This is a genomic window from Nocardioides sp. Root151 (genome assembly GCF_001427925.1).
In the GTDB taxonomy this organism is placed as follows: Bacteria; Actinomycetota; Actinomycetes; order Propionibacteriales; family Nocardioidaceae; genus Nocardioides.
Map to the genome: position 1 here is coordinate 475858 of NZ_LMGG01000001.1, position 24875 is coordinate 500732.

At 69.0% G+C, this 24875-nt stretch carries 20 protein-coding genes; 9 read left to right on the plus strand and 11 right to left on the minus strand.

Features of this window, described 5'->3' with window-relative positions:
• The first annotated feature begins 262 nt into the window (after window positions 1-262).
• Window positions 263-1624 carry a sugar transferase gene (locus ASD66_RS02230; protein ID WP_235529932.1) on the plus strand — a complete coding sequence of 454 codons (1362 nt, stop codon included), beginning with the start codon at window positions 263-265 and terminating at the stop codon, window positions 1622-1624.
• Window positions 1625-1633: 9 nt separating this feature from the next.
• Here ASD66_RS02230 and ligD (ASD66_RS02235) read toward each other — a convergent pair whose 3' ends face one another.
• Together ligD (ASD66_RS02235) and ligD (ASD66_RS02240) are read right to left on the minus strand one after the other, a co-directional pair.
• On the minus strand, window positions 1634-2533 hold the full coding sequence (gene ligD / locus ASD66_RS02235; protein WP_056889913.1) for a non-homologous end-joining DNA ligase: 900 nt from the start codon (window positions 2531-2533) through the stop codon (window positions 1634-1636).
• Window positions 2530-3459 (minus strand): non-homologous end-joining DNA ligase, encoded by a 930-nt coding sequence (ligD, locus tag ASD66_RS02240; RefSeq protein ID WP_056681516.1) that lies wholly within the window; start codon window positions 3457-3459, stop codon window positions 2530-2532. The genes ligD (ASD66_RS02235) and ligD (ASD66_RS02240) overlap by 4 nt, the downstream gene beginning before the upstream one ends.
• 27 nt (window positions 3460-3486) lie before the next feature.
• On the opposite strand from ligD (ASD66_RS02240), the gene ASD66_RS02245 reads away from it, so the two are divergent.
• Together ASD66_RS02245 and ASD66_RS02250 are read left to right on the plus strand one after the other, a co-directional pair.
• A complete protein-coding gene (locus ASD66_RS02245) occupies window positions 3487-4410 on the plus strand; it encodes a Ku protein (protein ID WP_056889914.1) in 924 nt (307 codons plus the stop codon).
• Window positions 4411-4558: 148 nt separating this feature from the next.
• A complete protein-coding gene (locus ASD66_RS02250; protein WP_056889915.1) occupies window positions 4559-5203 on the plus strand; it encodes a sensor histidine kinase in 645 nt (214 codons plus the stop codon).
• Here ASD66_RS02250 and ASD66_RS02255 read toward each other — a convergent pair.
• Window positions 5178-6059 (minus strand): SDR family NAD(P)-dependent oxidoreductase, encoded by an 882-nt coding sequence (locus tag ASD66_RS02255; protein ID WP_235529933.1) that lies wholly within the window; start codon window positions 6057-6059, stop codon window positions 5178-5180. The genes ASD66_RS02250 and ASD66_RS02255 overlap by 26 nt on opposite strands.
• Before the next feature lie 230 nt (window positions 6060-6289).
• Complete coding sequence (locus ASD66_RS02260) at window positions 6290-7288, minus strand: helix-turn-helix domain-containing protein (RefSeq protein ID WP_056889917.1); 999 nt, start codon at window positions 7286-7288, stop codon at window positions 6290-6292.
• 376 nt (window positions 7289-7664) lie between these two features.
• Here ASD66_RS02260 and ASD66_RS02265 point away from each other — a divergent pair, with 376 nt between their 5' ends.
• A complete protein-coding gene (locus tag ASD66_RS02265) occupies window positions 7665-10895 on the plus strand; it encodes a S8 family peptidase (RefSeq protein WP_162254240.1) in 3231 nt (1076 codons plus the stop codon).
• 101 nt (window positions 10896-10996) lie between these two features.
• Here ASD66_RS02265 and ASD66_RS02270 read toward each other — a convergent pair whose 3' ends face one another.
• Window positions 10997-15823 (minus strand): NAD-glutamate dehydrogenase, encoded by a 4827-nt coding sequence (locus ASD66_RS02270; RefSeq protein WP_056889919.1) that lies wholly within the window; start codon window positions 15821-15823, stop codon window positions 10997-10999.
• Window positions 15824-15933: 110 nt separating this feature from the next.
• Between ASD66_RS02270 and ASD66_RS02275 the strand changes: the two genes are divergently transcribed.
• Entirely contained in the window at window positions 15934-16404 is a 471-nt protein-coding gene (locus tag ASD66_RS02275) for a DUF2505 domain-containing protein (RefSeq protein ID WP_056681524.1), read from the plus strand.
• On the plus strand, window positions 16401-16892 hold the full coding sequence (locus ASD66_RS02280) for a DUF2505 domain-containing protein (protein WP_056889920.1): 492 nt from the start codon (window positions 16401-16403) through the stop codon (window positions 16890-16892). The genes ASD66_RS02275 and ASD66_RS02280 overlap by 4 nt, the downstream gene beginning before the upstream one ends.
• Here ASD66_RS02280 and ASD66_RS02285 read toward each other — a convergent pair.
• The 4 genes from ASD66_RS02285 to ASD66_RS02300 form a co-directional block, all read right to left on the minus strand.
• Window positions 16864-17058 (minus strand): hypothetical protein, encoded by a 195-nt coding sequence (locus ASD66_RS02285; RefSeq protein ID WP_056681526.1) that lies wholly within the window; start codon window positions 17056-17058, stop codon window positions 16864-16866. The two genes, ASD66_RS02280 and ASD66_RS02285, sit on opposite strands and share 29 nt — an antisense overlap.
• A 46-nt stretch (window positions 17059-17104) precedes the next feature.
• On the minus strand, window positions 17105-18742 hold the full coding sequence (gene pruA / locus ASD66_RS02290) for an L-glutamate gamma-semialdehyde dehydrogenase (protein WP_056681527.1): 1638 nt from the start codon (window positions 18740-18742) through the stop codon (window positions 17105-17107).
• 64 nt (window positions 18743-18806) lie between these two features.
• Window positions 18807-19214 carry a DUF6912 family protein gene (locus ASD66_RS02295; protein WP_056889921.1) on the minus strand — a complete coding sequence of 136 codons (408 nt, stop codon included), beginning with the start codon at window positions 19212-19214 and terminating at the stop codon, window positions 18807-18809.
• Window positions 19211-20692: a wax ester/triacylglycerol synthase family O-acyltransferase gene (locus ASD66_RS02300; protein WP_321163485.1), complete on the minus strand. Its 1482-nt coding sequence runs from the start codon at window positions 20690-20692 to the stop codon at window positions 19211-19213. Before ASD66_RS02300 ends, ASD66_RS02295 begins: the two co-directional genes overlap by 4 nt.
• 59 nt (window positions 20693-20751) lie before the next feature.
• Between ASD66_RS02300 and ASD66_RS02305 the strand changes: the two genes are divergently transcribed.
• Together ASD66_RS02305 and ASD66_RS02310 are read left to right on the plus strand one after the other, a co-directional pair.
• On the plus strand, window positions 20752-21129 hold the full coding sequence (locus ASD66_RS02305; protein ID WP_056681530.1) for a hypothetical protein: 378 nt from the start codon (window positions 20752-20754) through the stop codon (window positions 21127-21129).
• Between the two features lie 2 nt (window positions 21130-21131).
• On the plus strand, window positions 21132-22448 hold the full coding sequence (locus ASD66_RS02310; RefSeq protein ID WP_235529935.1) for a hypothetical protein: 1317 nt from the start codon (window positions 21132-21134) through the stop codon (window positions 22446-22448).
• Here ASD66_RS02310 and ASD66_RS02315 read toward each other — a convergent pair.
• Both ASD66_RS02315 and ASD66_RS02320 read right to left on the minus strand, forming a co-directional pair.
• Window positions 22438-23679 (minus strand): AAA family ATPase, encoded by a 1242-nt coding sequence (locus tag ASD66_RS02315; protein ID WP_056889922.1) that lies wholly within the window; start codon window positions 23677-23679, stop codon window positions 22438-22440. The genes ASD66_RS02310 and ASD66_RS02315 overlap by 11 nt on opposite strands.
• A complete protein-coding gene (locus ASD66_RS02320; protein ID WP_156388509.1) occupies window positions 23676-24329 on the minus strand; it encodes a hypothetical protein in 654 nt (217 codons plus the stop codon). Before ASD66_RS02320 ends, ASD66_RS02315 begins: the two co-directional genes overlap by 4 nt.
• A 100-nt stretch (window positions 24330-24429) precedes the next feature.
• Here ASD66_RS02320 and ASD66_RS02325 point away from each other — a divergent pair, with 100 nt between their 5' ends.
• Window positions 24430-24675 (plus strand): helix-turn-helix domain-containing protein, encoded by a 246-nt coding sequence (locus tag ASD66_RS02325; protein WP_056681534.1) that lies wholly within the window; start codon window positions 24430-24432, stop codon window positions 24673-24675.
• Window positions 24676-24875: the final 200 nt, after the last annotated feature.

The window sequence follows — 24875 nt, forward strand, 5'->3', positions numbered from 1 at the left end:
TGATGCCGCGGCGACTGCCTCGCCAGCATGCTGGATCTGGGCCGTCCGTCCACCGCGGACGGCTCGCCATTTCCATCGGCAACGTGATGTGGGGTCGCAAACGATGAGCAGTGCCAACGCCCTGACCAACCCTTCGGTCCGGACCGCCCAGCGCCTCACCGCCCTACCGACCGCGGCGCCCTCTCTCTCCAGGCCGGCTCCGCCGCGACCACCCACCGTGCCCCTGCCCAGGACCGAACCGGCTCTCGTGCCGCGAGTGGACATGGTCGCCTCGACGCAGGTTCTGGCAACTCCCACTCGCCGTTCGGGCATCAGCCGCCGGGCCGGCTTCGTGATCGGTGACGCGGTCGGTGCACTGGTGGCCACCGCGGTGGTCCCCGGACCGCTCGCCGTGGTGCTGGCGCTGCCCCTGCTGTGGGTCCTCCTCGTCGCGGTGATGCGCGGCTACGAGTCGCGCCTCGTGCTGCCCGGCATCGAGGACCTCCGCCGGGTCGCCCGGGCCGCACTGGCCCTGGTCGTGACCGGGGCCGCGATCTCGTGGATGGTCGACCTGCCGACCCGACCCGGGCACCTGCTCACCCTCGTTGCCGTCACCACCGGAACCGCCGTCCTGCAACGCGTCAGCTGGGCGGGAGTACAGGGGTGGCGCCGCGAGCACGGACATGGCCTCACCCATCGCGTCGTGCTCGCCGGCCACCGGCACCAGGTCGCCGAGATGGCGACCGAGCTGGGCCGTTCCCGCAACCACGGCTTCGAAGTGGTGGACACCTGCACGCACGGACGAGGAACCCCCGTCGGCGCCATCGCCGACCGGATCCGCGAGGCCCGCGCCGACGCGGTGATCGTGTTGCCCTGCAAGCACTTCACTCCCCCGGTCCTGCGTCGGCTGGGGTGGGACCTGGCCACCACGCACACGCAGCTGTTCGTCGCTCCGGGGCTCACTGACGTGGCCGAGGGACGCACGACTGTCACCGCGGTCGGCACCCTGCCGATGATGCACGTGCGCGAGGCCGAGCTGCGCGGATGGCGCCGGATCCTCAAGGAGCTGTGGGAGCGCAGTGCCGCCGCCCTGGTCCTGCTGCTCCTCGCGCCCGTGCTCCTCGCGCTGATGCTCGCCGTCCGCATCGAGTCCCGTGGACCGGCGATCTTCCGCCAGACCCGCGTCGGGCGCAACGACGCGCCGTTCACGATGTTCAAGCTGCGCACCATGTGTGACCGGGCCGAGCAGCAGTGTGGCGAGCTCGCAGGGATCAACGAGGCGGACGGTGTGCTGTTCAAGGTGCGCAACGACCCGCGGATCACCCGCATCGGTGGGTTCCTGCGCCGCTACTCGCTCGACGAGCTCCCCCAGCTGTTCAACGTGGTCCTCGGCGACATGGCCCTGGTCGGCCCCCGCCCGCCGCTGCCCGCCGAGGTCGAGAAGTACGGCGACGACGTCCGACGACGCCTGGTCGTCAAGCCCGGGGTGACCGGGCTCTGGCAGGTGTCGGGACGCTCGGACCTCCCGTGGGACGAGGCCGTGCGCCTGGACCTGCGCTACGTCGACAACTGGTCGCTCGGGCTCGACCTGTCGATCGTGCTGCGCACGGCGCGGGCCGTCGTGTCCCACCAGGGCGCGTACTGACGCCGGCGCTCATTGAGTGCTGAACAGGTCGCCGAGCTCGGAGACCCGCTCGAGGACCTCCTCGAACCGGCACTGCTCCACACCCAACGGGTCCCCCGCCCCTGCCTCGATCTCCTCCCACGTGCGCGGAGTCGCGACGTACGGCTTCTCCTTTCCGCGCAGGGAGTACGGCGAGATGGTGGTCTTGGAGCCCGCGTTCTGCGACCAGTCGAGGAACACCTTGCCCGAGCGGCGCGACTTGGTCATCACCGCGGTCACGAGCTTCGGCTGCTCTGCCTGCAGCTCCTCCCCGATCTCCTTCGCCAGGCCGGTGGTGCCCTCGGGGTCGAGGTCTCCGGGCAGTGCCGCGTAGAGGTGCAGCCCCTTGCTGCCGCTGGTGACCGGCAGCGCCTCGAGATCGCGTTCGGCGAGCTTCTCCCGCACCAGCAGGGCGATCTCGCAGCACTCGGCCAGTCCGGCGGGCTCGCCGGGGTCCAGGTCGATGACCAGGCGGTCGGGGTTGCGAGGGCGGCCGGTGCGGGTCACCGTCCACTGGTGCACGTGCAGCTCGAGGCTGGCCAGGTTGACCAGGTAGGTCAGGGCGGCCAGCCCGTCGACGACCGGGAAGACCAGCTCGTCGCCGTTGCGCGAGGAGCCGCGCGACCCCGTGGTCGGCACCTTCGCAGTGCGCAGCCAGCTCGGCGCACCCGCCGGCGCGTTCTTCTCGAAGAACGAGTTCCCCTGCACGCCGTGCGGCCATCGGATCCTGGTGACCGCACGGTCGGCCAGGTGCGGCAGCAGCACCGGGGCGACCTGGGCGTAGTAGTTGAGCACCTCGCCCTTGGTCGTGCCGGTTGCCGGGTACATCACCTTGTCGAGGTTGCTGATCCGCAGGGTGCGGCCGTCCACCTCGGCCCTGATCTCCGTCATTGCCCACCCCCGAGCAGGTCGTCGGGGCCGAGGTCGGCCCGCACTCCGATGTACGACGGCTGGCGCAACCGTCCCTGGGTCCCGAGGCCGAGCGACTCGACGTCGACCACGACGCGGGGCTCGACCCAGTGCGTGCCGGCCGCGTCGACACGCGGGATCTCGTCGACGAACGGGCTGCGGTCGGCGGCCAGGGGCTCGAGCAGCTCCTTGAGCATCGGCCCCACCTTGCCGGCGATGCCGCTGCCCACACGGCCCCGGAACACGAGACCCTCGGCCGTCGGCTCGCCCACGAGGATCGCACCGAGCCGCTGCTGCGAACCCGTCTCGTGGCGCCACCCGCAGATCACCCACGACGTGCGCAGGCGATGTGGGAACTTCAGCCAGTGCGGGCTGCGCACGCCGAACTCGTAGCGCGAGGACAGCCGCTTGCTGACCACACCCTCGAGGCCCTGGGCCCTGGTCGCCTCGAGCAGCATGGCGCCGTCGTCGTACACCTCGGGCACGTGCCACGACTCCCCCGCGAACCCGAGCGACACCAGGATCTCGCGGCGCTCGGAGAGCGGTTCCCGCGAGAGGTCGCGGCCGTCGAGGCGGACGATGTCGAAGGCCAGGAAGGTCACCGGCCGGGTGGTCGCCAACCGTGCCGCGCGCCGCGCGTCGCGCACGTGCATGCGCTCGGCCAGGGCCCCGAAGCTGGGACGACCGTCCTCGAGGGCGATCACCTCGCCGTCCAGGAGCAGGTCGCGGCCGGCCATGCCGAGCAGCTCGGGGTAGCTCGCGGTCACGTCGTTCTCCGCGCGACTGGTCAGGCGCACGCCCTCCCCGGAGACGTCCGCGAGGACCCGCATTCCGTCCCATTTCACCTCGTGCACCCAGGCGTCCCCGGTCGGGACGTGGAGACCTCGGGTGGCCAACATCGGTCGCATGTCCCACATCCTTGCAATACTGGTGGCATGCGCGCGATCTGGAAGGGTGCGGTGTCGTTCGGCCTCGTGTCCGTACCCGTGAAGTTGTACTCCGCCACCGAGAGCCACGACGTGTCGTTCCGTCAGGTTCATGCCAAGGACGGCGGACGCATCAAGTACCAACGCGTCTGCGCCATCGACGGTGAGGAGGTGGCCTACGCCGACATCGCCAAGGGCTACGAGACCGAGGACGGCGAGATGGTGATCCTCACCGACGACGACATGGCCGAGCTGCCGTCGACCTCGTCCCGCGAGATCTCGGTCGAGAAGTTCGTGCCGAGCAACCAGATCGACCCGATGCTGTTCGAGAAGTCCTACTACCTCGAACCGGAGAAGACCGGTGCGAAGCCCTACGCGTTGCTGCGCCAGGCCCTTCTCGAGGCCGACCGGATGGCCGTGGTCACCGTGGCCCTGCGGCAGCGTACGTCGGTCGCCGTGCTCCGCGTCCGTGACGACGTGATCGTCCTGCAGACCATGATGTGGCCCGACGAGATCCGCACTCCCGACTTCACGATCGACTCCGGCGAGGTCAAGGACAGCGAGGTCAAGATGGCCGAGATGCTGGTCGAGACCCTGGCCGGCGACTTCGACCCCTCGGAGTTCGAGGACGACTACGCCGGCGCCGTCGAGTCCCTGGTGAAGAGCAAGATCGAGGGCGGGGAGATCCAGCGCACGCCCACCGCCACCAAGTCCTCCGGCGAGGTGGTCGACCTGCTGGCCGCGCTGCAGAAGTCGGTGGCAGCGGCCAAGGAGGCCCGTGGGGAGGACGCGGACGACGCTCGCGCGAAGAAGTCCACCCCGGCCGCGAAGGCACCCGCCAAGAAGGCGGCAGCAAAGAAGTCCACGGCCAAGAAGACCGCCACGAAGAAGTCCCCGACGAAGAAGTCGGCGCCCAAGAAGAAGGCCAGCTGAGCCTCGTCACCCCGCCTACCCCAGTGTTCGACCGAACGCTGGTCAGCCTCCTCACCCATGGTTAGTGTCGACGTGTCGTGCTGTCCGGCACGGCGCTACGGGGATAAGGACATGGGGAATGAACACCTGTGGGGGTGTTTCCCAGACCATGCAGGCACGGCTGAAGCTGGCCGAGGCGCGGGTCCGGGAATACGAAGAGACGATTCATGAGATGGGTGGCACGATCGCGGGGGTCAATGCGGCCGCACGCCTGCTCCTGACGCACGGGAGCGTCCTGGGTGAGGACCAGGCGCGCACCCTGGAGACGATGCTCAGCTCCGAGCTGGGTCGCCTCGACAGGTTGCTCTCCGACGCGCGGGACGGCTCCGTGTGCGTGCTCGACCTCGACGAGCTGCTGCTGCCGCTGGTCACGGTCCGGCGCCTCCTCGGCCACACCGTCGAGTGGCAGGCCAGCGATCTCCGGGCGATCGGGGACACCGACGGCCTGTCGGAGGCGGTCAACATTCTCCTGACCAACGCGGTGAGGCACGGCAAGGGTGCGCCGATCACTGTCGCCGTCGAGGAGGTGGGCGACGTCATCACGATCACGGTCTCCGACGACGGGCCCGGAGTTGCCCCGGAGATCCGCGTCGACGTCTTCCGACGCGGCGTACGCAGCGACAACTCCGACGGCCAGGGCCTGGGCCTCTACCTGGCGCGCGAGCGCGTGACGGCGCAGGGCGGCACCCTCGAACTGGCCGACACTCCTGTCGGCGCGCGCTTCGTGGTCACCCTCGCCGCGTACCGGCCGTAGCCGCCTGCGAGTCCGGGAACCTCTGGTCGAAGCGGGCGAAGGCAAGGTCCATCAGTCGTGGCGTGACAAGGTTCATCACCTCTGACGCTGCGCCCGCCAGGGTGTTGACGGTCAGCGGGCGGTCCTCGAGCGCCCGCACGACCTTGGCGGCGGCCTGCTCCGGTGACTCGGAGCGGGCGTCGGCGTACGCCTCGGTGGGCGTCACCATGGGCGTCCGCACCAGAGCCATGCGGATGTTGGTGAACGTCACGTTGTCGTCCCACGTCTCGCGGCCGGCGATGCGGGAGAACGTGTCGAGGGCGGTCTTGGAGGCGATGTACGCCGCGAACTTCGGGGCCTTGACCTGCACTCCCCACGTCACGATGTTCACGACGTGGCCGAACTTCTGCTCGCGCATGGCGGGCAGCAGGCCGAGGATCAGCCGCACCGGGCCGAAGTAGTTGATCGCCATGGTGCGTTCGAAGTCGTGCATGCGGTCGTAGGACAGAGCCAACGAACGGCGGATCGACCGCCCGGCGTTGTTGACCAGGTAGTCGATCGCGCCGTGCTCCGCGAGCAGGGTCGCGACGAGAGAGTCGACGGCGTCACCGTCGGTGAGGTCGACCGCGTGGGCGGTCGCCCGGCCACCCTCGGCGGCGATCGCATCGACCACGCGCCGCAGCTCGTCGGCCCGCCGGGCCACCAGGACCACGTGGGCTCCGCACCGCGCCACGGCGTACGCCGTCGCCTCCCCGATGCCGGACGACGAACCGGTGATCAGGACGGTGCGGTCTCGGAGTGGACTGTCGGTGGCGCGGAGCCGTCGTAGGACGTGGCGGCGCAGCAGGGCGCCCGGGGTCTGCAACAGCAAGTTCACCAGTGCAGGCTAGACGGTCCCCCAGCCCTCCGTGGTCTTGGCAGGGCACCGGCACGAAGGCGAACGCCGTGAAGCACAAGGAGCCGCAGACGATCAGCGGGATCGCCATCCGCCTACTGCCGGTCAGCTTCGGACCGGGCGGCCGCGCCGACTACGGGGAAGATCGGGGTCACGAACTGGATGGTGGTCAGGAAGTCGCCCTCGACGGACTCGGAACCGTTCCTCCTGGCTCAGCCGGTGCCAACTGTGTTGCCGCGGCCGAGTTTCAGGCCGAGCTGGAAGCGCGTGTGCGCAGAGTTCTCCGCCATCGCTTCCCGGATCCTGCGCTGGACGGTGCGCTCGGTGACTCCGAGCTGGCGGGCAATCGCCTTGTCGGGCACCCCCGCGGCCATCAGGGTCAGCAGGCTGGCCAACTGGGTCTCACGCTCCGACGATGGGGTTGCGGCGCGCTCGCCCTTGAGGCGTGGGTCGCCGATCGGAGTCGCCCGGTCCCACAGCAGCTCGAACAACACATGGAGGGAGTCCAGGAGCGAAGAGGCGTGCACCACGGCTGCGACCTCGATGGTGTCCGGTGCGGTCTCCAGCGGCACGATGGCCACCTGACGGTCGGCCATGACCATCTTCGTCGGCACGCCCCATAGGACACGAGCCTGCTCGCCGAGGCCACAGGCCACCCGAATCGACTCCATCTGGCCGGGCAGGTCCAGGGAAGAGCCCTCGTAGAGGCTGCGGTAGGTGCACCCTTCCTGGAGCTTGCGGTACTCGACGGGGTTGCCCATCTCGAGGGCCGCGTACGGAGGTCGGTCGAAGAAGATGATCTCCTGAGCCTGCCGTTCCAGCGTCCGAACGCGCTGGCGGATGGCAGAGCGGCCGACGATGATCTCGATGACGTCCCGTGCGTCAACTCCGTGCTCGACGGTGACCCATCGGTTTCGAAATTCCTGGGCGACCCGGTCCTTGGCCCGAGCGAGGTCGGCGATCCTGCGATCGGCAAGGTCGGCCAGGGCCACATCGGGAGCGATCGCCGTCACGCGCTCGGGCTCCCCGGCCAAGGTGGTGATGAGGCCGTGCTGGTCCAGGCTGCCCAGGAGTGCCGGACTCGGAGCCCGATCGGCCCCGTCCCACAGGAGACCCAGGGCGTCACGGGTGAGCGGCGGACTCTCGACGAGCAGCGCGTAGAGCTCCGCTTCGTGAGCCGCCAGCCCGAGGATCTGCAGATCAGGGTGCACGGTCGCAAGTCTGGCAGGCCCTGTCGGCTTTCGGAAGGTGTCGGGAACCGACAATCAGATCACTCGTGTTTGCCGACGCGCACTGCGAAAGTCAGGGAGCCCGCCTTCGCCCCGCTGGTCCGGAATGAGTGGCGAAGCGCAGGCGTCCCCAACCAAGGAGAATTCAACGATGACGCACAACGCCCTACGAATCGGGTCATCCAGGGCCAGAAGGGTGCTGATCCCCGCCCTCGCGCTCGGGTTGACGACAAGCGTGCTCGGGTCGGCATCCGGCACTGATCGATTCGAATCCTCAGCGGCCGAAGTCATATCCCTCGGGCCGGCCGCAGCGGAGGCCACCTCCTCATCCGAAGTGACCCTGGTCAACGGGGACGTCGTGCACTGGCATGCTGACGCCAAGGGCAAGGGCACGGCCACCGTTGAGGACAAGGGCGCCAAGAGCGTCTTCCAGACCATCGAGTCCGACGAGGGCTTCTATGTGATCCCCTCGGACGTCGAGGCATTGGTCGGCAGGTATCTGGACCGAGAGTTGTTCAACGTGTCCTCCCTCGTGGAGCAGGGCTACACCGACGACGCCGTCAACGGGATCCCGGTGATCTTGCAGGGCAAGGGGGCGGCAGCGGGCACGAGTCGGCGCGGCGCCAGCAAGGCGCCAGGCCTGAAGGTCGCGAAGCGGCTTCCCAGCATCGCGTCCGATGTCGGCACGGTCGAACGGGCCGGTGCTGTGGCCTTTGGTGACCTGCTGGCCAGAGCCGCGGCCCGCACGAAGCCGGGCGCCCCGGTCCAGGCCGTGGCCGGGGTGGACAAGATCTGGTTGGACCAGAAGGTCCACGTGTCCCTGGAGGACAGCGTTCCCCAGACCGGCGCTCCTCAGGCCTGGGAGGCCGGATATGACGGGACCGGGACGACGATCGCGGTGCTGGACACGGGGATCGATCAGGGCCACCCCGATTTTGCGGGCCGGATCGCGGCGTCGCAGAACTTCACCAGCGAGACTTCCGTCCAGGACGGACATGGTCACGGCACACACGTGGCCTCCACGGCTGCGGGCAGCGGGGCGGCCTCACAGGGGCTGCGCAAGGGTGTGGCTCCGGGCGCCGAACTGGTCATCGGCAAGGTCATGGACAGTAAGGGCAGCGGGTCCAACTCGGACATCATCGCCGGCATGGAGTGGGCAGCAGCCCAGGACGGTGTCGACGTCATCAACATGTCCATCGGAGGGACGAGGTCCGACGGGACCGACCCGATGAGCCAGGCGTTGAACACCCTCACCTCTGAGCACGGTGTCCTCTTCGTCGTCTCCGCCGGCAACGACGGCCCGGGTGATTCGACGCTCACGTATCCGGCCACCGCGGACGCCGCGCTCACCGTGGGCGCGGTCGACAAGGAGGGCAACCTGGCGTCGTTCTCCAGCCGTGGCCCGCGCCTTGGCGACCAAGGGATCAAGCCGGAGATCACGGCCCCAGGGGTCGGGATCCGGGCCGCACGCGCCCGCGGTACCTCGATGGGTTTGCCGGTGGACGACTTCTACACCTCCACCAGCGGCACGTCGATGGCATCGCCACACGTGGCTGGGGCGGTGGCTCTCCTCAAGCAGCAACACCCTGGTTGGGGCCCGGCAACCCTGAAGGCCGCACTCGTCAACTCTGCCGCCCCCCGCGACTCCGTCTCCGTGTTCGCGCAGGGCGGCGGCGAACTGGACCTGGCCCGGGCCATCGGGACCTCTGTCGTGAGCACGCCGTCCACGCTCAGCATGGGTCGGCTCGAGTTCCCCCACGACGGCGCCGAGCCGGTGACCAAGACGCTGACCTACACCAACCTGGGCGACCAGGCCACCACCATTGACGTGCACGCGGACCTGAAGGACGACAAGGGCACCCCGGCACCCGCAGGCATGCTGACCTTTGCGCCCACCACGGCGACGTTGGCAGCGGGTTCCTCGGTGGAGGTCGCTGTCACCCTCAACCCGTCGCTGGGCGTGAACGCGCAGTACTCGGGGTCGATCATGGCCACTGACGCAGCCGACAACCTTTTGGCAGGAACCCCGATCGGCTTCCTCAAGGAGCCAGAGCTCTACGACCTCACCATCGAGGGCGTCCAGCGCAACGGCATTCCGGCGGGTGACGGAAGTTCGGTCGCCGTGCTCGACGCGACGAACATGAGCACCTTCCGCCGCTCGAGCGTGCCGTTCGTCGACGGTGTCGCGACCCTGCGCGTTCCCCCGGGCCACTACAGCGTGATGAGCATGATCGGCACGATGGAACAGGGTGGTGGCGCCTACGCCTATGAGAGCCAGACCATGATGGGCGATCCGCAGGTCGAGATCACCCAGGACACCCACCTCGTCCTTGACTCGAGGGAGGCGGTCGAGATCACGGTGGACACGCCGTACTCCGGGGCCACGGTGGTGCATCACGCGATTCAGTACCAGCGCAGAAGCCAGAAGGCTGGGAACCTCACCCAGGGGTGGGTCGGCGGAGACTGGCCCTACTACGTCTCCGCGACTGACCCGGTCACCATGGGTGTGTTCAACTTCGGCTCCAAGTTCGAGCTCAGCGCTTCCGGCGCCTGGATGGACCTCGCCTACCCGGAGCCCGGCGCCATTCCGGCCGATCCGTCCTACGTGGTGAGCGACCAGACGACGGCCACCGTGGAAACGTCCTACTACAGCGACACCCCGGACCAGACGTACATGCGCGCGGCCCCCGGCAGACTTCCGTGGGAGGGCATGGCGTTTGGCCAGTTCAGCAACGTCGACGCGCGGACGACGCGAGTCGAGCACTACTCCGCCAACGACACCCGCTTCGCTCAAGCCCTGGTGGCCAAGAGGCCCTCCGGTGGGCTCATGTGGGACCGGGAGACCGGCTACAAGGCAGGAGAGCGACTCACGCAGAGCTGGCTCGGCACGCCGCGCACGCCGAACCTCGACGAGGGCAACGAGTACACGCCGGCCAGCCGCCCGACAACCCGCCTCGGGAACACGCTGAACGTCGCGATCTTCGAGTTCGGCGACTCCAACAGTGGTGACGGCGTGCACTACGGCAGCCTGGGTCCCTTCAGCTCCTCGGACAAGGCGGCGTTCCGGCTCTACCAGGACGGCGAGCTGTATGCCACGGGCAAGCGCGCGTTCGGCACGGTCCCGGTGGACCCCAGGTCCCGGCTGCGCTTCGAGCTCGACGTCGCCCGCGACACCGACTGGTGGACCACCTCCACCAAGACCCGCACGTCCTGGGAGTTCGACAGCGCGACCACGGCGACCGCGCAGCCGCTGCCGTTGCTGCAGGTCGACTACGACGTCAATGTCGACCTGACCAACACGGCCGTGCACCCGAAGGCGGGCAAGGGTCCGTTCACCATCGGCCTGGACGTGCGTCATCCGGCGGGCGCCGTCGCGTCGCAGATCGCGGACGTCATGGCCTGGGTCTCCTACGACGACGGCCAGACCTGGGAACAGCGTCCGGTGAAGTCGGTCCCGGGCGGGACCTTCCAGCTCACCACCGACAACCGCGACGGTGGTGGAGCCGTCTCGCTCAAGGTCAAGGCGACCGATGCCGACGGCAATGCGGTTGAGCAGGAGGTCATCCGCGCCTACAAGCTGCGCCCCTGAGCGTCCGGCAATGGCAGTCTCGCCCAGCAGATCCGTCTGCTGGGCGGGACTGCCATGTGGACGTCGAGCCCCATACGAGGCTCGCTGCCGGTCCCGGAGACTCAGTTCGCGAGCAACCCGCGCACCAGCCGCAGCCCCACCGACATGCGGGCCAGGTCGGCGTCGTCGTCGGAGCAGATCTCCTGCAGGGTCGCGACCGCACGGGTGATGACCACCTCGTCCTCGTCCTCCCAGTCGGCGATGCGCGCCGCTGCCGAGTCGTCGGTCGAGGTCGAGGTGAGCACTTGTGCGGTCAGCTGGGCGTGCACGGCGTACAGGTCGTCGCGCAGCGCAGCCCGCGCCATGGTCTGCCAACGATCGGCCCGCGGCAGCCCGAGGATGCGTCCGACCAGCAACGGCAGTCCGAGCCGCTCCCCCAGTGCGAAGTGCACGCGGGCCACCTCGAAGGGGTCGACGTCGATGGCGACGGCGGTCTCGACGATGCCCAGGGCCATGTAGGCCGGCGGAAGCACCGCGACGCGTTCGGCGAGGTCCTCCGGGACGCCACGTTCCACGAGCCCGCCCTTGCGCTCCTCGAACGCCGCCAGCAGGCCCCCCGACATCAGGGTCGGCAGCTCGGCCATCACCTTCTGCACGGTCACCGAGAAGAAGTCGACGGTCGCCTCGCTGTCGATGGGTGGCCGGCGGTTGTTGACCAACCAGCGCGAGGCCCGCTCGACCAGGGTGCGCATCTCGATGCGCATGCGGGTCTGGACGTCGGCCGGAATCCGGTTGTCGTAGGACGCGATCTCGTCGCGCAGCGCCAGGGACCCGAAGATCTCGCGGGCCACGAAGTTGGCGCGGGTCAGCTCGGCGGCCGAGGCCCCGGTCTCACCGGCCAGCCGGGGCCAGAACGTGATGCCCGCACCGTTGACCAGGTCGTTGACCACCTGGGTCACGATGATCTCGCGGCGCAGCGGGTGGGTCTCCATCTGGTTGCGGTAGCCCTGGCGCATCTTCTTGGGGAAGTAGGCGAACAGGTCGGCCCGCAGGTAGGGGTCGTCGGGCAGGTCGGAGGCGAGCAGCTCGTCGGCCAGCACGATCTTGGTCCACGCCATCAGCACGCACAGCTCGGGCAGTCGCAGGCCCTCACCGCGGTCGAGGCGGCGACGCACCTGGCGCGAGGTCGGCAGTGCCTCGAGGTCGCGGTTGAGCACGCCCCGGCGCTCGAGATCCTTCATCCAGTCCTCGTGGACGTGCAGCAACGGTCCGGAGTGCGCCACCGCGTTGGCCAGTGCGAGGTTCTGCTCGTAGTTGTCGCGCAGCACCAGGTCGGCGACCTCGTCGGTCATCGTGGCCAGCAGCTCGTTGCGTTGCTTGAGGGTGAGGTCGCCGTCGCGCACCACACCGTCGAGCAGGATCTTGATGTTGACCTCGTGGTCGGAGGTGTCGACACCGGCCGAGTTGTCGATGAAGTCGGTGTTGATGCGTCCACCGTTCTCGGCGTACTCGATGCGGCCGAGCTGGGTCAGGCCCAGGTTGCCGCCCTCGCCGACACAACGCACCCGCAGCTCCTCGCCGTTGATGCGGATGGTGTCGTTGGCCTTGTCGCCCGCGTCGGCGTGGGTCTCGTCGGCGGACTTGACGTAGGTGCCGATGCCGCCGTTCCAGAGCAGGTCGACGGGCGCCTTGAGGATCGCCTTCATCAGGTCGCTCGGGGCCATCGACGTGATGGCGGCGTCGATGTCGAGCGCCTCGCACACCTGGGGCGTCAGCGGGATCGACTTCAGCGAGCGGGGGAAGACGCCGCCACCCCCGGAGATCAGCGACCTGTCGTAGTCCTGCCACGACGAGCGCGGCAGGTCGAAGAGCCGACGGCGTTCGACGTACGACGTCGCGGCGTCGGGCGTCGGGTCGAGGAAGATGTCGCGGTGGTCGAACGCGGCCACCAGCCGGGTGTGCTCGGAGCACAGCATGCCGTTGCCGAAGACGTCGCCGGACATGTCACCGACGCCGACCGCGGTGAAGTCCTCGGACTGGCAGTCGACACCCATCTCACGGAAGTGGCGCTGCACCGACACCCAGGCGCCGCGGGCGGTGATGCCCATGCCCTTGTGGTCGTAGCCCACCGAGCCGCCGGAGGCGAACGCGTCGCCGAGCCAGAAGCCGTAGTCGGCCGCGACTCCGTTGGCGATGTCGGAGAACGACGCGGTGCCCTTGTCGGCCGCGACCACGAGGTAGGAGTCGTCACCGTCGTGGCGGACCACGTCGACGGGAGGCACGGTCTCCCCGTTGACCAGGTTGTCGGTGATGTCGAGCATCCCCGAGATGAAGGTCTTGTAGCAGGTGATGCCCTCGGCCAGCCAGGCCTCCCGGTCGGACATGTCGGGGAGCTGCTTGCAGAAGAAGCCGCCCTTCGAGCCGACCGGGACGATGACGGTGTTCTTCACCATCTGCGCCTTGACCAGGCCGAGCACCTCGGTGCGGAAGTCGTCGCGTCGGTCGGACCAGCGCAGGCCGCCGCGGGCGACCGCGCCGAACCTCAGGTGCACGCCCTCGACCCGCGGCGAGTAGACGAAGATCTCGTACTTGGGCCGCGGCTCGGGCAGGTCGGGGATCGCCGACGGCTCGAGCTTGAAGGAGATGTAGGGCTTGCTGCCGCCCTCCTGGAAGTAGTTCGTGCGCAGGGTGGCGTCGATGATCGTGCGGTAGGACCGGAGGATGCGGTCCTGGTCGAGGCTGGCCACGTCGTCGAGGGCCCGGTCGATGCGCTTGCAGATCGCGTCGGCGTCGGTGTCGGAGGCCGGGTCGAACCGGGCCTCGAACAGCTGCACCAGCAGCCGGGTGATGTCGACGTTGTTGCGCAGCGCGTCCTCGATGTAGTCCTGCGCGAACGGCGTACCGCCCTGGCGCATGTACTTCGCGAACGCACGCAACACGGTGGCCTGGCGCCAGGTCAGCTCGGCGGCCAGCACCAGGGCGTTGAAGCCGTCGATCTCGTTGCGGCCCTCCCAGACGGCGCGGATCGCGTCCTGGAAGAGCTCGCGGGCGTTCGGCGGCAGGTCGCGGTGGTAGGAGAGGCCGAACTCGTAGATGTGCGAGGGCCGCCGCAGCATCTCGAGCTCGTAGGGCCGCTCGTCGACCACCTCGACGCCCATGGAGCTCAGCATCGGCAGGATCTGGCTCAACGACAGGGGCGAGCCGATCCGGTAGATCTTCAGCCGGGCCTCACCACGGTCGGCGTCGACCGGTACGTAGAGCGAGAGGTCGATCCCCTCGTCACCCGTCAGGGCCTCGAGCCGACCGAGGTCGACGGCACCGGTGCGGGGCGCGAAGTCCTCCTTGTAGGCCTCGGGGAACGACTCGACGTAGGAGCGGCTGAGTCGCGCGCCGGTCTCCTCGCCGTACTCGCTGACCACGGCGCTGGTGAAGTCGTCCTGCCAGGACCGGGCCGCCTCGACCAGCTGCCGCTCGAGCTCGGCGGCGTCGACGTCGTCGACGAACCCGTCCTTCGGAGGGCGTACGACGAAGTGGACCCGGGCCATGTTGGACTCGCTGACCCGGACCGTGAACTCGACGGAGTCGCCGCCGAGCCGGTCGCGCAGGATCGCGGCGATCCGCTCACGGACGGTCGTGTTGTAGCGGTCGCGGGGCAGGTAGACCAGGCACGAGAGGTAGCGGCCGTAGGTGTCGCGGCGGATGAACAGCCGCAGCTGGCGCCGTTCGCGGGTGTACATGACGGCTTCCGCGATCTCGCTGAGCTGGTCGACCGGGGTCTGGAACAGCTCGTCGCGGGGGTAGTTCTCGAGGGTGTCCATCAACGCCTTGCCGGCGTGGCTGTGCGGCTCGAAGCCGACCCGGCTCATCACCTGGCTGGCCTTCTCGCGCAGCAGCGGGATGCGGGTCAGCGACTCGGTGTAGGCGGCACTGGAGAAGAGCCCGAGGAAGCGTCGTTCGCCGACCACCTCGCCGGCCTCGTCGAAGACCTTGACGCCGACGTAGTCGAGATAGGCGTCGCGGTGCACGGTGGCGCGGGAGTTGGCCTTGGCCAGCACCAGCAGCACCTTCTCGCGAGCCTTCGCCTTGACCAGGGCCGGCAGCTTCGCGGTCGACGTGGTCAGGTCGGGGTCGGAGCGCAGGATGCCGTAGCCGGTGCCGGGCACGGCGCGCAGCACGTCTTCGCCGTTGACGACGTCGAGGCGGTACTCGCGGTAGCCCAGGAAGGTGAAGTGGTCGTCGGCGAGCCAGGTCAGCAGGTCGCGACCCTGCTGGAGCTCGTCCTCAGGCAGGGGCGGCGGGTCCGTGGAGAGGTCCTCGACGATCTCCCGGATCTTGTCGTGCATGCGCTGCCAGTCCTCGACGGCCTCGCGGACGTCGCGCAGCACCTTGTGCAGGGCGGCCTCAATCTCGGCGACGTCGTCGCCCTCGGGGATGCGGTCGATCTCGACGTGCATCCACGACTCACGGACCGACTGGTCGCCCTCGGACGCGGCGACGCCGTCCTGGGCGACGGCGGTGTCCTGGAGGTCACCGGTGATCGAGCGCACCACGTCGAAGTGCGGGTGCACGATCACGTGCAGGTTGCGCTGCTGCTCGGCCAGAGCCATGGTCACCGAGTCGACCAGGAACGGCATGTCGTCGGTGACCACCTCGACGACCGAGTGCGCGTTGGCCGACCAGCCGTGTTCCTGCACCGTCGGGGTGAACACGCGCACGTTGGCCGTACCCTGCGGTCGGTTCTGGGCCAGCCGCCAGTGGCTGGCCAGGGCTCCGTAGAGGTCGACCTCACTGCGGTCGCACACGTCCTCGGGCGCGACGTGGCGGTAGTAGGCCTTCAGCATCGCTGGAACGAGCTCGAGCGGGGGTCCGCCGGTGCCCTTGCGATGCGTGGCCAGATCGGTGGCCTTGGCGATCAGCGTGGACTTGTTGTCATCGAGGGTGTTCGACACAACTCGACACTAGGGCCGGGAGTGTGACGGCGACAACACCAGCCCCCGACGCGGCGGGAACGTCATCGAAACGTTAGGCGTCGACCGCGAATTCGGCCATGATGTGCGGCATGAAGATCCAGCACTCCGTCAGGTACGACGCCCCGGTCGGCGAGGTCTACGCGATGCTCACCGACCCCGCCTTCCGCGAGAGGGCGTCGCAGGCCCAGGAGGTCATCTCGCTCGACGTCACGGTCGAGGGCGAGTCGGTCAACATCGACATGGTCCAGCCCAACACCGACATCCCGTCGTTCGCCAGGAAGTTCGCCGGCGAGACCAGTCACGCCATCCAGGCCGAGCAGTGGTCGCAGGGCACGACCGCCGAGTTCTCGGTCACCATCCCCGGGAAGCCCGGCAGCATCACCGGCACCCGCCGCCTGGTCGCCGACGGCGACGCCACCCTCGACACCTTCGACGGCGAGGCCACGGCCAGGATCCCGTTGATCGGTGGCAAGATCGAGAAGCTCATTGCCGACAAGCTCAAGGACGGCTGGAACACCGAGCACGGTGTCGGTGTCGCCTGGCTGGAAGGAAACCGATGAAGAAGCTCACGCACGAACTGACCTACCCCGGGGCGACCGTCGAACAGGTGGTCGCCATGGTCTCCGACCCGGCCTTCCGCGAGGCGGTCGCCGACTACCAGGGCGTCGTCCGCAGGACCGTCACCGTGTCGGGCGAGGTGCCCGCGAAGAAGATCGAGGTCGAGATCGTGCACGGCACCGACCGGGTGCCGTCGTTCGCCAAGAAGTTCGTCGGCGACGAGATCCCGATCGTGCAGGTCGAGAAGTGGACCTCCGACACCGCTGCCGACGTCGAGGTCACGATTCCCGGCAAGCCCGGGGACATGAAGGGCACCGCCCGCATCGAACAGCGCGGGGACGCCGTCGTCGAGACCCTGGACCTCGCCGTACAGGTGAAGATCCCGCTGGTCGGCGGCAAGGTCGAGGACCTCATCGTCGGGTTGCTGGCCAAGGGCTTCAAGGCCGAGAACAAGGTGGGCGTCAAGTGGCTCGCGGGCGAGTGGAGCTGACCTCGTCGCCTTCATCACCGGGCGGCTCGGCTGCGATGTCGCGGCGTCGTACGACGTACACGACGGCTGCCAGGACCAGGAACGGTCCGAACGCCACGGCCACCACGAGCCACTGCTCGTAGGCGTGCAACTGGCCCATGTGCAGGGCAGTGATCAGTGAAGTCATGACGGCCCCAGTGTCCCACCGGGGCCGTCATGCTTCCTCTGCAGGGTCAGGCGTCGGTGTCCATGTGCGGGTAGCGGAAGTCCTTCGGCGGCACGAAGGTCTCCTTGATCGAGCGCGGCGAGGTCCAGCGCATGAGGTTGCTCGGTGCCCCGGCCTTGTCGTTGGTGCCCGAGGCGCGGGCACCGCCGAACGGCTGCTGCCCGACGACCGCACCCGTCGGCTTGTCGTTGATGTAGAAGTTGCCGGCCGCGAAGCGCAGCACCTTGCGGGCCCACGCGATCGCCGCCCGGTCCTGGCTGATGATCGCGCCGGTCAGGGCGTAGGGCGAGGCCGACTCGGCCTGCAGCACGACCTTCTCGAAGTCCTGGTCGTCATAGACGTGGACGGCCAGGATCGGGCCGAAGTACTCGGTGGTGAACATCTGGTCGGTCGGGTCGGTGGAGGTGACCACGGTCGGCCGGACGAAGTAGCCCACCGAGTCGTCGTAGGTGCCACCGGCGACGACGGTCAGGTGCTTGGTGCGCTTGGCCCGGGTGATCGCCGCCTTGTGCTTGGCGAAGGCCCGGTCGTCGATCACGGCGCCCATGAAGTTGGAGAAGTCGCGCACGTCGCCCATCGGCAGCGCCTCGACGTCGGCGACCAGCTGGTCCTTGATCTTGTCCCACACCGACTTCGCGACGTAGGCCCGCGACGCGGCCGAGCACTTCTGGCCCTGGTACTCGAAGGCACCACGGATCATCGCGACCCGCGTGACGTCGGGATCGGCCGAGGGGTGGGCGATGATGAAGTCCTTGCCACCGGTCTCCCCCACGATGCGCGGGTAGGAGCGGTAGCCCGCGATGTTGGCACCGACCGTGCTCCACAGGTGCTGGAAGACCGCGGTCGAGCCGGTGAAGTGGATGCCGGCCAGGTCGGGGTGCTTGAGCGCCACGTCGGAGACGTCGGCACCGTGGCCCGGCAGCATGTTGATCACGCCCGGCGGCATGCCGGCCTCCTCGAGCAGCTCCATCGTCAGTGACGCGGCGAGCTGCTGGGTGGTCGACGGCTTCCAGATGACCGTGTTGCCCATCAACGCCGGAGCGGTGGGCAGGTTGCCGGCGATCGCGGTGAAGTTGAACGGCGTGATCGCGTAGACGAAGCCCTCGAGCGGGCGGTGGTCGGTGCGGTTCCAGATGCCGGGGCTGTTCGCGATCGGCTGGTCGGTGAGGATCTGCTTGGCGTAGTGGACGTTGAACCGCCAGAAGTCGATCAGCTCGCACGCCGCGTCGATCTCGGCCTGGAACGCGGTCTTCCCCTGCCCCAGCATGGTGGCCGCGTTGATCCGCTGGCGCCACGGCCCGGCCAGCAGGTCAGCCGCCTTCAGCATGATCGCGCACTTCTCGTCGAACGGCATCGCCCGCCAGTCGGGGGCCGCCTTGGCCGCGGCCTTGATCGCCGCGTCGGCGTCCTTGCCGGTCGCGCTCTTCAGCGTGCCGAGCACGTGCTGGTGGTCATGCGGCTGCACGACCTTGATCTCCGCGCCGCCGCCGGACTTCCGGCGCCCACCGATGACCGCACGGAGGGTGTGCTGCTTGCGCTGGAGCTTGTCGATCTCCGCCACCAGCTCGGCCCGTTCGGGGCTGCCCGGTGCGTAGGTCAGGTTCGGCTCGTTGGTGGGAGCCGGGGGAAAGGTGATTGCGTCCATGGCGCGATCGTGTCAGAGAGTGAGGTTGCTCTCAAATGCCTCCCCGCTCAGCCTGCTTCCGGGCTCAGGCCAGGTCGGCGATCTCCTGCGTCGCGAACCAGGCCAGCTCGGAGCCCTCCACCGTGGCGTCGGTCTGGTCGTCGACGTCGACGTGGGCGGCCGCGACGTGCTTCCACGTCAGGTCACCCGTCACGCGCACCGCGGTCGGCTCGCCCTCCATCCCGCGGGACTCCACGGAGCCCACGTCGGCGGCCACGACGATGCGACGGGCACCTACACCACGCAGGGACCACGACTCGTCGGCGGCCGCGGAGAGTGCGGCGTACTCCCACCCCTCGTCGTCGCCGTCCGGCCACGAGTCGCGCAGCCCCTCGGTGACCGCGTGCGCGTCGAGCGGCCCGGGGAGACGCGCGTCGGCGACCAACGCGGCCAGCCGCTCGGCGGTCAACGGCAGGTAGACCCGGGTGCTCACAGCTTGCGCTCCGTCGTACGACGGCGGCCCCGGGGCGCGCGCGGACGGTCGTCGCTGGCCGAGTCGAGCAGCTCGTCGAGGGCCTCCTTGACGCACTGACCGAGGACCGCCACGTCGGGCAGGGCGTCACGGTCGGCGGTGATGCCGTAGTGGACGCGTCCGTCGTACGACGTGACACCGATGGCGAGCGCCTGGCCGGGCAGCAACGGCTGCACCGGATAGGTCTCGACCATGCGGGCACCCGCCGCGTAGAGCGGGAACTGCGGCCCGGGCACGTTGGTGATCGTGAGGTGGAACCCCTTGCGTTGCTGGAGTGCCGCGACCCGGGAGCCGAGTGCGTGGAACGTGGTCGGGGCGAACCCGGCGATGCCGGCCAGCCGGTTGGCGGCGACGGCGCGACCGGTCTCGCGGTGGCTCTTGAACGCGTAGGAGACCTGGTGCAGGCGGATCACCGGACTGGCCTCGCCGATCGGCAGGGTGACGAGGTGACCGGTGATCTGGGTGCCCAGCGAGGTGGCCTCGAGCTCGTCGTCGATCACCGACATGGGGACCATCGCGCGCAGCGACCGCATCGCCGACGACGAGGTCCCGCGGGCCATCAGCCAACTGCGCAGGGCGCCGGTCACGGTGGCCAGGATGACGTCGTTGACCGAGCCGCCGTGTGCCTTGCGGATCCGGCGGTAGTCCTCCAGGTCGGTGGAGACGGTGACGAAGCGGCGCTGCTCGGAGAGCTCGGCCGAGATCGGCGATTCGGGGGCGGGCCTTCGGTTGGCCAGCGCATTGACGACCGTGCGGGTGCGCTGGCGTGCCTCGGCGATGCGCCGGGTCGCGGCGTCGACCGTGCTCAGGGTGGTGGACATCAGCACGGCCGGCGAGCGCAGGTTGTCGAGGACGGCGTCCGTGGTCAGTCCCATGGGGGACGGCGCACGGCGGGGCGCCCAGTCGTCGGGCTCCAGGGACTTCGGCTCGGCCTTGGTGTCGAGCAGCACCTGGCCGAGGTCGACGGTCTCGACGCCGTCGACCAGGATCTGGTGCGACTTGGAGAGCACTGCCACCTTGCCGTCGGCCAGGCCCTCGATGAAGTAGACCTCCCACAGGGGCCGGCTCATGTCGAGCTGGCGACTCATGATCCGCGAGACCAGCTCACGCAGCTGCTCGATCGTGCCGGGTCGGGGCAGGCCCGAACGGCGCACGTGGAAGCCGAGGTCGAAGCGCGCGTCGTCGATCCACGCCGGGTTGGCGAAGCGTCCCGGCACCTGCTGGATGCGTTGGCGGTAGCGCGGCACGAACGCGATGCGCTCCCCGATCAGGTCGACCAGGGTCTGGTAGTCGAAGCCCGACTCCCCCGGCTCGAAGATCTCGAGGGTGGCGTTGTGCATGGGCGTGGACGCCGATTCGGTGTCCAGGAACGCCAAGTCCCTGGACCGTAGACGCTCGGTCATTCCACTCACCCCTGTTCCAAGCAATTTGTCCTGCATGGGATTCTTGCAGAGGACCTGCCCGACCGGGGCCACGTCCATCGTCTGGAGGAGTCGCAGTGCACCGTCGTCGAAGGTTGGCCGCCGGGGCCGCCGCCGTCCTGATCAGCCTCACCGCGGTCTCCGCGTGCAGTTCCGAGGAGTCGGGCGACAAGGGCGGCACCAGCACCAAGGACGCCTCTGTCATCAACGTCACGATCAAGGGCGACACGGTCGAGCCGAACGGCAAGCGCTACGACGTCTCGCTGAACCAGAAGGTGGAGTTCGTGATCGACGCCGACGAGGCCGGCGAGATCCACATCCACTCCAAACCCGAGCAGGAGATCGCGTACGACGCGGGCACGTCCACGCATGACGTGAGCTTCGACAAGCCGGGCATCTTCGCGGTCGAGTCGCACGCGCTCGAGAAGACCATCGTCGAGCTCGAGGTTCGCTGACCGTGCAGTTCTTCGCCCACGGCGTGGGCGGCGCGAAGGATCTCCCGATCCCCGCCGAGTACGCCATCGCCGGAGCCTGCGCTGCCCTGGCGATCTCGTTCACCGTCCTCGCCCTCGCCTGGCGCGCTCCCCGTTTCAACATCGGCGAGCAGCCGAAGCCGGCGCCGCCGCTGCTGGCCACGATCGTGGACAGCACGTGGTTCAAGCTCGTGGCCCGGCTCTGGGGCTTCTCGTTCTTCCTGTACGTCGCCGTCGCGGGCGTGTTCGGCAAGGACCTCGCGATCAACCCGATCTTCGGGGTGTTCTTCGTCCTGCTCTGGGTCGGCATCGTGCCCATGTCGTTGGCGTTCGGCCCGTTCTACAAGGCGATCAGCCCGGTCCGGTCGATCAACTGGGCCCTGGCCAAGGTCTCCGGTTCCGACCCCGACGTCGGGCTCTTCCGCTTCCCCGACCGGCTCGGCTACTGGCCTGCCGCACTCGGGCTCTTCGCGTTCGTCTGGTTCGAGCTGGTCTACCCGTTCAACTCCGAGCTCGGCCCGCTGCGCCTGTGGTGTGCGATCTACGTCGGCGTGATGCTCATCGGCGGCGCGCTGTTCGGCAACCGGTTCTACGAGCGCGCCGACCCGTTCGAGGTCTTCTCCACCCTGGTCGGCCACCTCTCCGTGTGGGGGCGCCACGAGGGCCGGCTCGTGATGCGCAGCCCGTTGGCCAACCTCGACCTGATGCCCGTCCGACCTGGTCTCCTCGCGGTCGGGTCCGTGCTCCTCGGCAGCACCGCCTTCGACTCCTTCAAGGGCTCGAACCGCTGGACGATCTGGTCACAGACCACCGACCTCAACGGCAACCTGGTCAACCTCGGCGGGCTGGTCGGCTTCATCCTGGTGGTCGGAGTTCTGTTCGCCGCCGCCACGATGCTCACCGGAATCCACGCCGGCTTCCGGCGTACGGAGCTGCCCGGGGAGTTCGCGCACTCGCTGATCCCCATCGTGGTCGGCTACGTGGTGGCTCACTACCTGACCTACCTGGTGGAGTACGGCCAGCAGACCGTGATCCTGCTCAGCGACCCGCTGAGCAACGGGTCGAACGTGCTCGGCACCGGTGACCGGGCGATCAACTACTGGCTCAGCTACCACCCCACGTTCCTGGCCGTGACCAAGGTGCTCGGCGTGATCGTCGGCCACGTGGTGGCCGTGGTCGCCGCGCACGACCGGGCCGTACGGCTGCTGCCGAAGCGCCACCAGCTGACCGGACAGCTCTCGATGCTCGTCGTGATGGTCGGGTTCACCATCGGCGGACTGGCGCTGCTCTTCAGCTCCTGAGCCGGCGCTTGCTGACCCGGCCGGTGCCGGGGCGCAGTCCGTCGACCAGTCCGGACACCGCGCGCGACAGGGTGCTCTCCCCCAGCTCACCGAGGGTTCGCCCGGCCAGCAGGGCGCGGTCGGTCGTCGCGCGGTCGTCAGGCAGGAAGTGGAGCCCGGCCAGCTCGGCGAACCCGCCGAGCATGCCCGCGACGTCTGCCTCGGACCATCCGAGCGAGGACCGCATGCGGTTGACGACGACGTGCACGGGCCGGCCTCCGGTCACTTCACGCAACTCGACCAGGCCACGTGCCAGGCGTGACAGGCCGACCGGGTCGGCACTGCCCACCACCACCAGGTCGTCGGCCAGCCCGATCGCCTCGTGCGTCATGGTGTTGCGACCCGGGCGCCCGGCCAGCTCGGCGTTGATGTCCTCCTCGAGCGCGAAGCCGGTGTCGACCACGACCTCGCCCTGGCGTCGCCCCAGGTCGATGAGCTGCTCGACGACACCCGTGCGCACCTCGACCCACCGGTCGGCGCGAGGCAGGCCGGTCACCACTCGAAGGCCCGCGACCCGGCGCTGCAGGCCCACGTAGGCGCCGGGCAGGTCACCCGAGGTCGACATCCGGGCGCAGGCGAGCAGGCCGGACACCTCTTCGAGCATGCCCAGGTGCTGGCCCACGGATCCGCCCCACGGGTCGACGTCGAGCACGAGAGGAGCTGCTCCTCGACGCGCCATCTCACCGGCCACGGCGAGGGCGATCGTCGTACGGCCCGGTGCTCCGGTGGGACCCCACACCACCACCGTGCGGCCACGGCCCGGCCCGACCGCCGGACCGGCCCGTGTCGGAACGGACTCCTGGCGATCGGCCGAGGCCGCCGCGAGCACGGCGTCGGGAAGGTGCGCCATCTGTGAGGTGCCGATGGCGAAGGTCATGCCCAGCCGGTGGAGCCGGTCACGGAGGTCCTCGCGGCCGGGGTCGGCGAGCACCGCCACCGGCTCGATGCCGTGGCGCCGCAGGTGGTCAACCGCCGCGGTGTCCAGGCCCGGGACGTCGAGCGACAGCACCGCGACACCGGCCTCGCCGGTGGTCGCGGCGGCCATCAGGTCGGTGACGTCGACGCAGCGCTTGAGCACCACGATTCCCGGCCGGGAGGACAGTGCCGGCAGCGCGGCCGACTCCCAGGGCGCTCCGGCGGCCAGCACCAGGACACAGGTGCGGGAGGAGCCACCATCCGTCGCCGTGCTCACTGCTCGGCGAACCAGACCTGGCCGTTGCTGAGGGCGCTGAATACGCGTTGGAGCTGTGTGTCACTCAGGTCGTGCACCCCCACCAGGATCTCCCGGGTTCCCCCGACGCCGAAGGACTCGTCGACGGCTGGCGCCTTGATCACCACGACGTCGTCGAGCAGCTTGGTCGTCCCCTTGAGCGCGGCGCCCGCGTCACCCGAGTCGGGCGGTGACGACCAGACGTCCAGGACAGCGCCTGGCTTGATGAGCAGGTTTCCGTTGGCCGCAGTGAACGTCAGGGACACCTGGCGCAGCTCGTCAGCCTCGCCCAGCGCCGCCTTCGGCAGCAGTTCGCCCGCGCCGACGCCCCGGGTGAGGGTGCTCTGGTCGGGCAGCCCCTTGTCGCTGCGCAGGTAGAGGTCGGCGTCGTCACCGTCGAAGTGGACGCGTCGAACGACCAGGTCGTTCTCGCTGACCTGCTCGCCGGGAGGCAGGTCGGCGCGTGCCGACCAGACCTCGATGGTGTCGTCGGCCGCCCCCAACACCCGCGCGCCGATCAGCACCGAGGCAGCCACCAGGGCCACCCCGATCCACAGCCGCGGGTCACGCCAACCGGAGGTGGCGGCCCGCGCCGCAGGGGGAGCATCTGTCTTCCCGAGATGTGTGCTCACCCCGACATCATGGGCGAGATGCGCCGATCCGTCATCTCGTTGTCCACAGGGATCGGCCCGGTCCGCGCCAATCGCGGCCCGGGATGGCAGAGTTGGCCCCATGCCCGCAACACCGCGCTTCCTCACGCTGCCCGACGTGGCCGAGGTGCTCAACACGTCTGCCGCACAGGTCTACGCCCTCGTGCGGCGCGGCGATCTGCCGGCGATCAAGATCGGTGGGCGTGGCCAGTGGAGGGTGGAGGCCCAGCAGTTGGAGGACTACATCCAGCGCATGTACGCCGAGGCCCGCACCTTCGTCGAGGAGCACCCCTTCGCCGAGGCCGAGTCAGAGGTCCCCGCCGACTGACTGCTCGCCCCGCACCGCCCTCGTTGGTTGAGGAAGGCGCGCCAGCGCCTGTCTCGAAACCAACCCTCGAAACTTTTCGGGAAAGTTCTCCACATCCCCTGTGTTCCAGGGGTTTTCGGGGGGTCGTTGTCGGTGGTGAGTGCTTGAGTTTGAGGCATGGTGGAAACGGAGGATCTCGACGCGGGCGGCACGTTGCTGTT

Excerpts from the sequence above, each read along its gene's own strand:
- ASD66_RS02250 (WP_056889915.1), top strand. The coding sequence starts at position 4,559 with ATGCAGGCACGGCTGAAGCTGGCCGAGGCGCGGGTCCGGGAATACGAA.
- ASD66_RS02245 (WP_056889914.1), top strand. The coding sequence starts at position 3,487 with ATGCGCGCGATCTGGAAGGGTGCGGTGTCGTTCGGCCTCGTGTCCGTA.
- ligD (WP_056681516.1), bottom strand. The coding sequence starts at position 3,459 with ATGCGACCGATGTTGGCCACCCGAGGTCTCCACGTCCCGACCGGGGAC.
- pruA (WP_056681527.1), bottom strand. The coding sequence starts at position 18,742 with ATGGACGCAATCACCTTTCCCCCGGCTCCCACCAACGAGCCGAACCTG.
- ASD66_RS02285 (WP_056681526.1), bottom strand. The coding sequence starts at position 17,058 with ATGACTTCACTGATCACTGCCCTGCACATGGGCCAGTTGCACGCCTAC.
- ligD (WP_056889913.1), bottom strand. The coding sequence starts at position 2,533 with ATGACGGAGATCAGGGCCGAGGTGGACGGCCGCACCCTGCGGATCAGC.
- ASD66_RS02300 (WP_321163485.1), bottom strand. The coding sequence starts at position 20,692 with ATGCAGGACAAATTGCTTGGAACAGGGGTGAGTGGAATGACCGAGCGT.
- ASD66_RS02280 (WP_056889920.1), top strand. The coding sequence starts at position 16,401 with ATGAAGAAGCTCACGCACGAACTGACCTACCCCGGGGCGACCGTCGAA.
- ASD66_RS02275 (WP_056681524.1), top strand. The coding sequence starts at position 15,934 with ATGAAGATCCAGCACTCCGTCAGGTACGACGCCCCGGTCGGCGAGGTC.
- ASD66_RS02325 (WP_056681534.1), top strand. The coding sequence starts at position 24,430 with ATGCCCGCAACACCGCGCTTCCTCACGCTGCCCGACGTGGCCGAGGTG.
- ASD66_RS02230 (WP_235529932.1), top strand. The coding sequence starts at position 263 with ATGGTCGCCTCGACGCAGGTTCTGGCAACTCCCACTCGCCGTTCGGGC.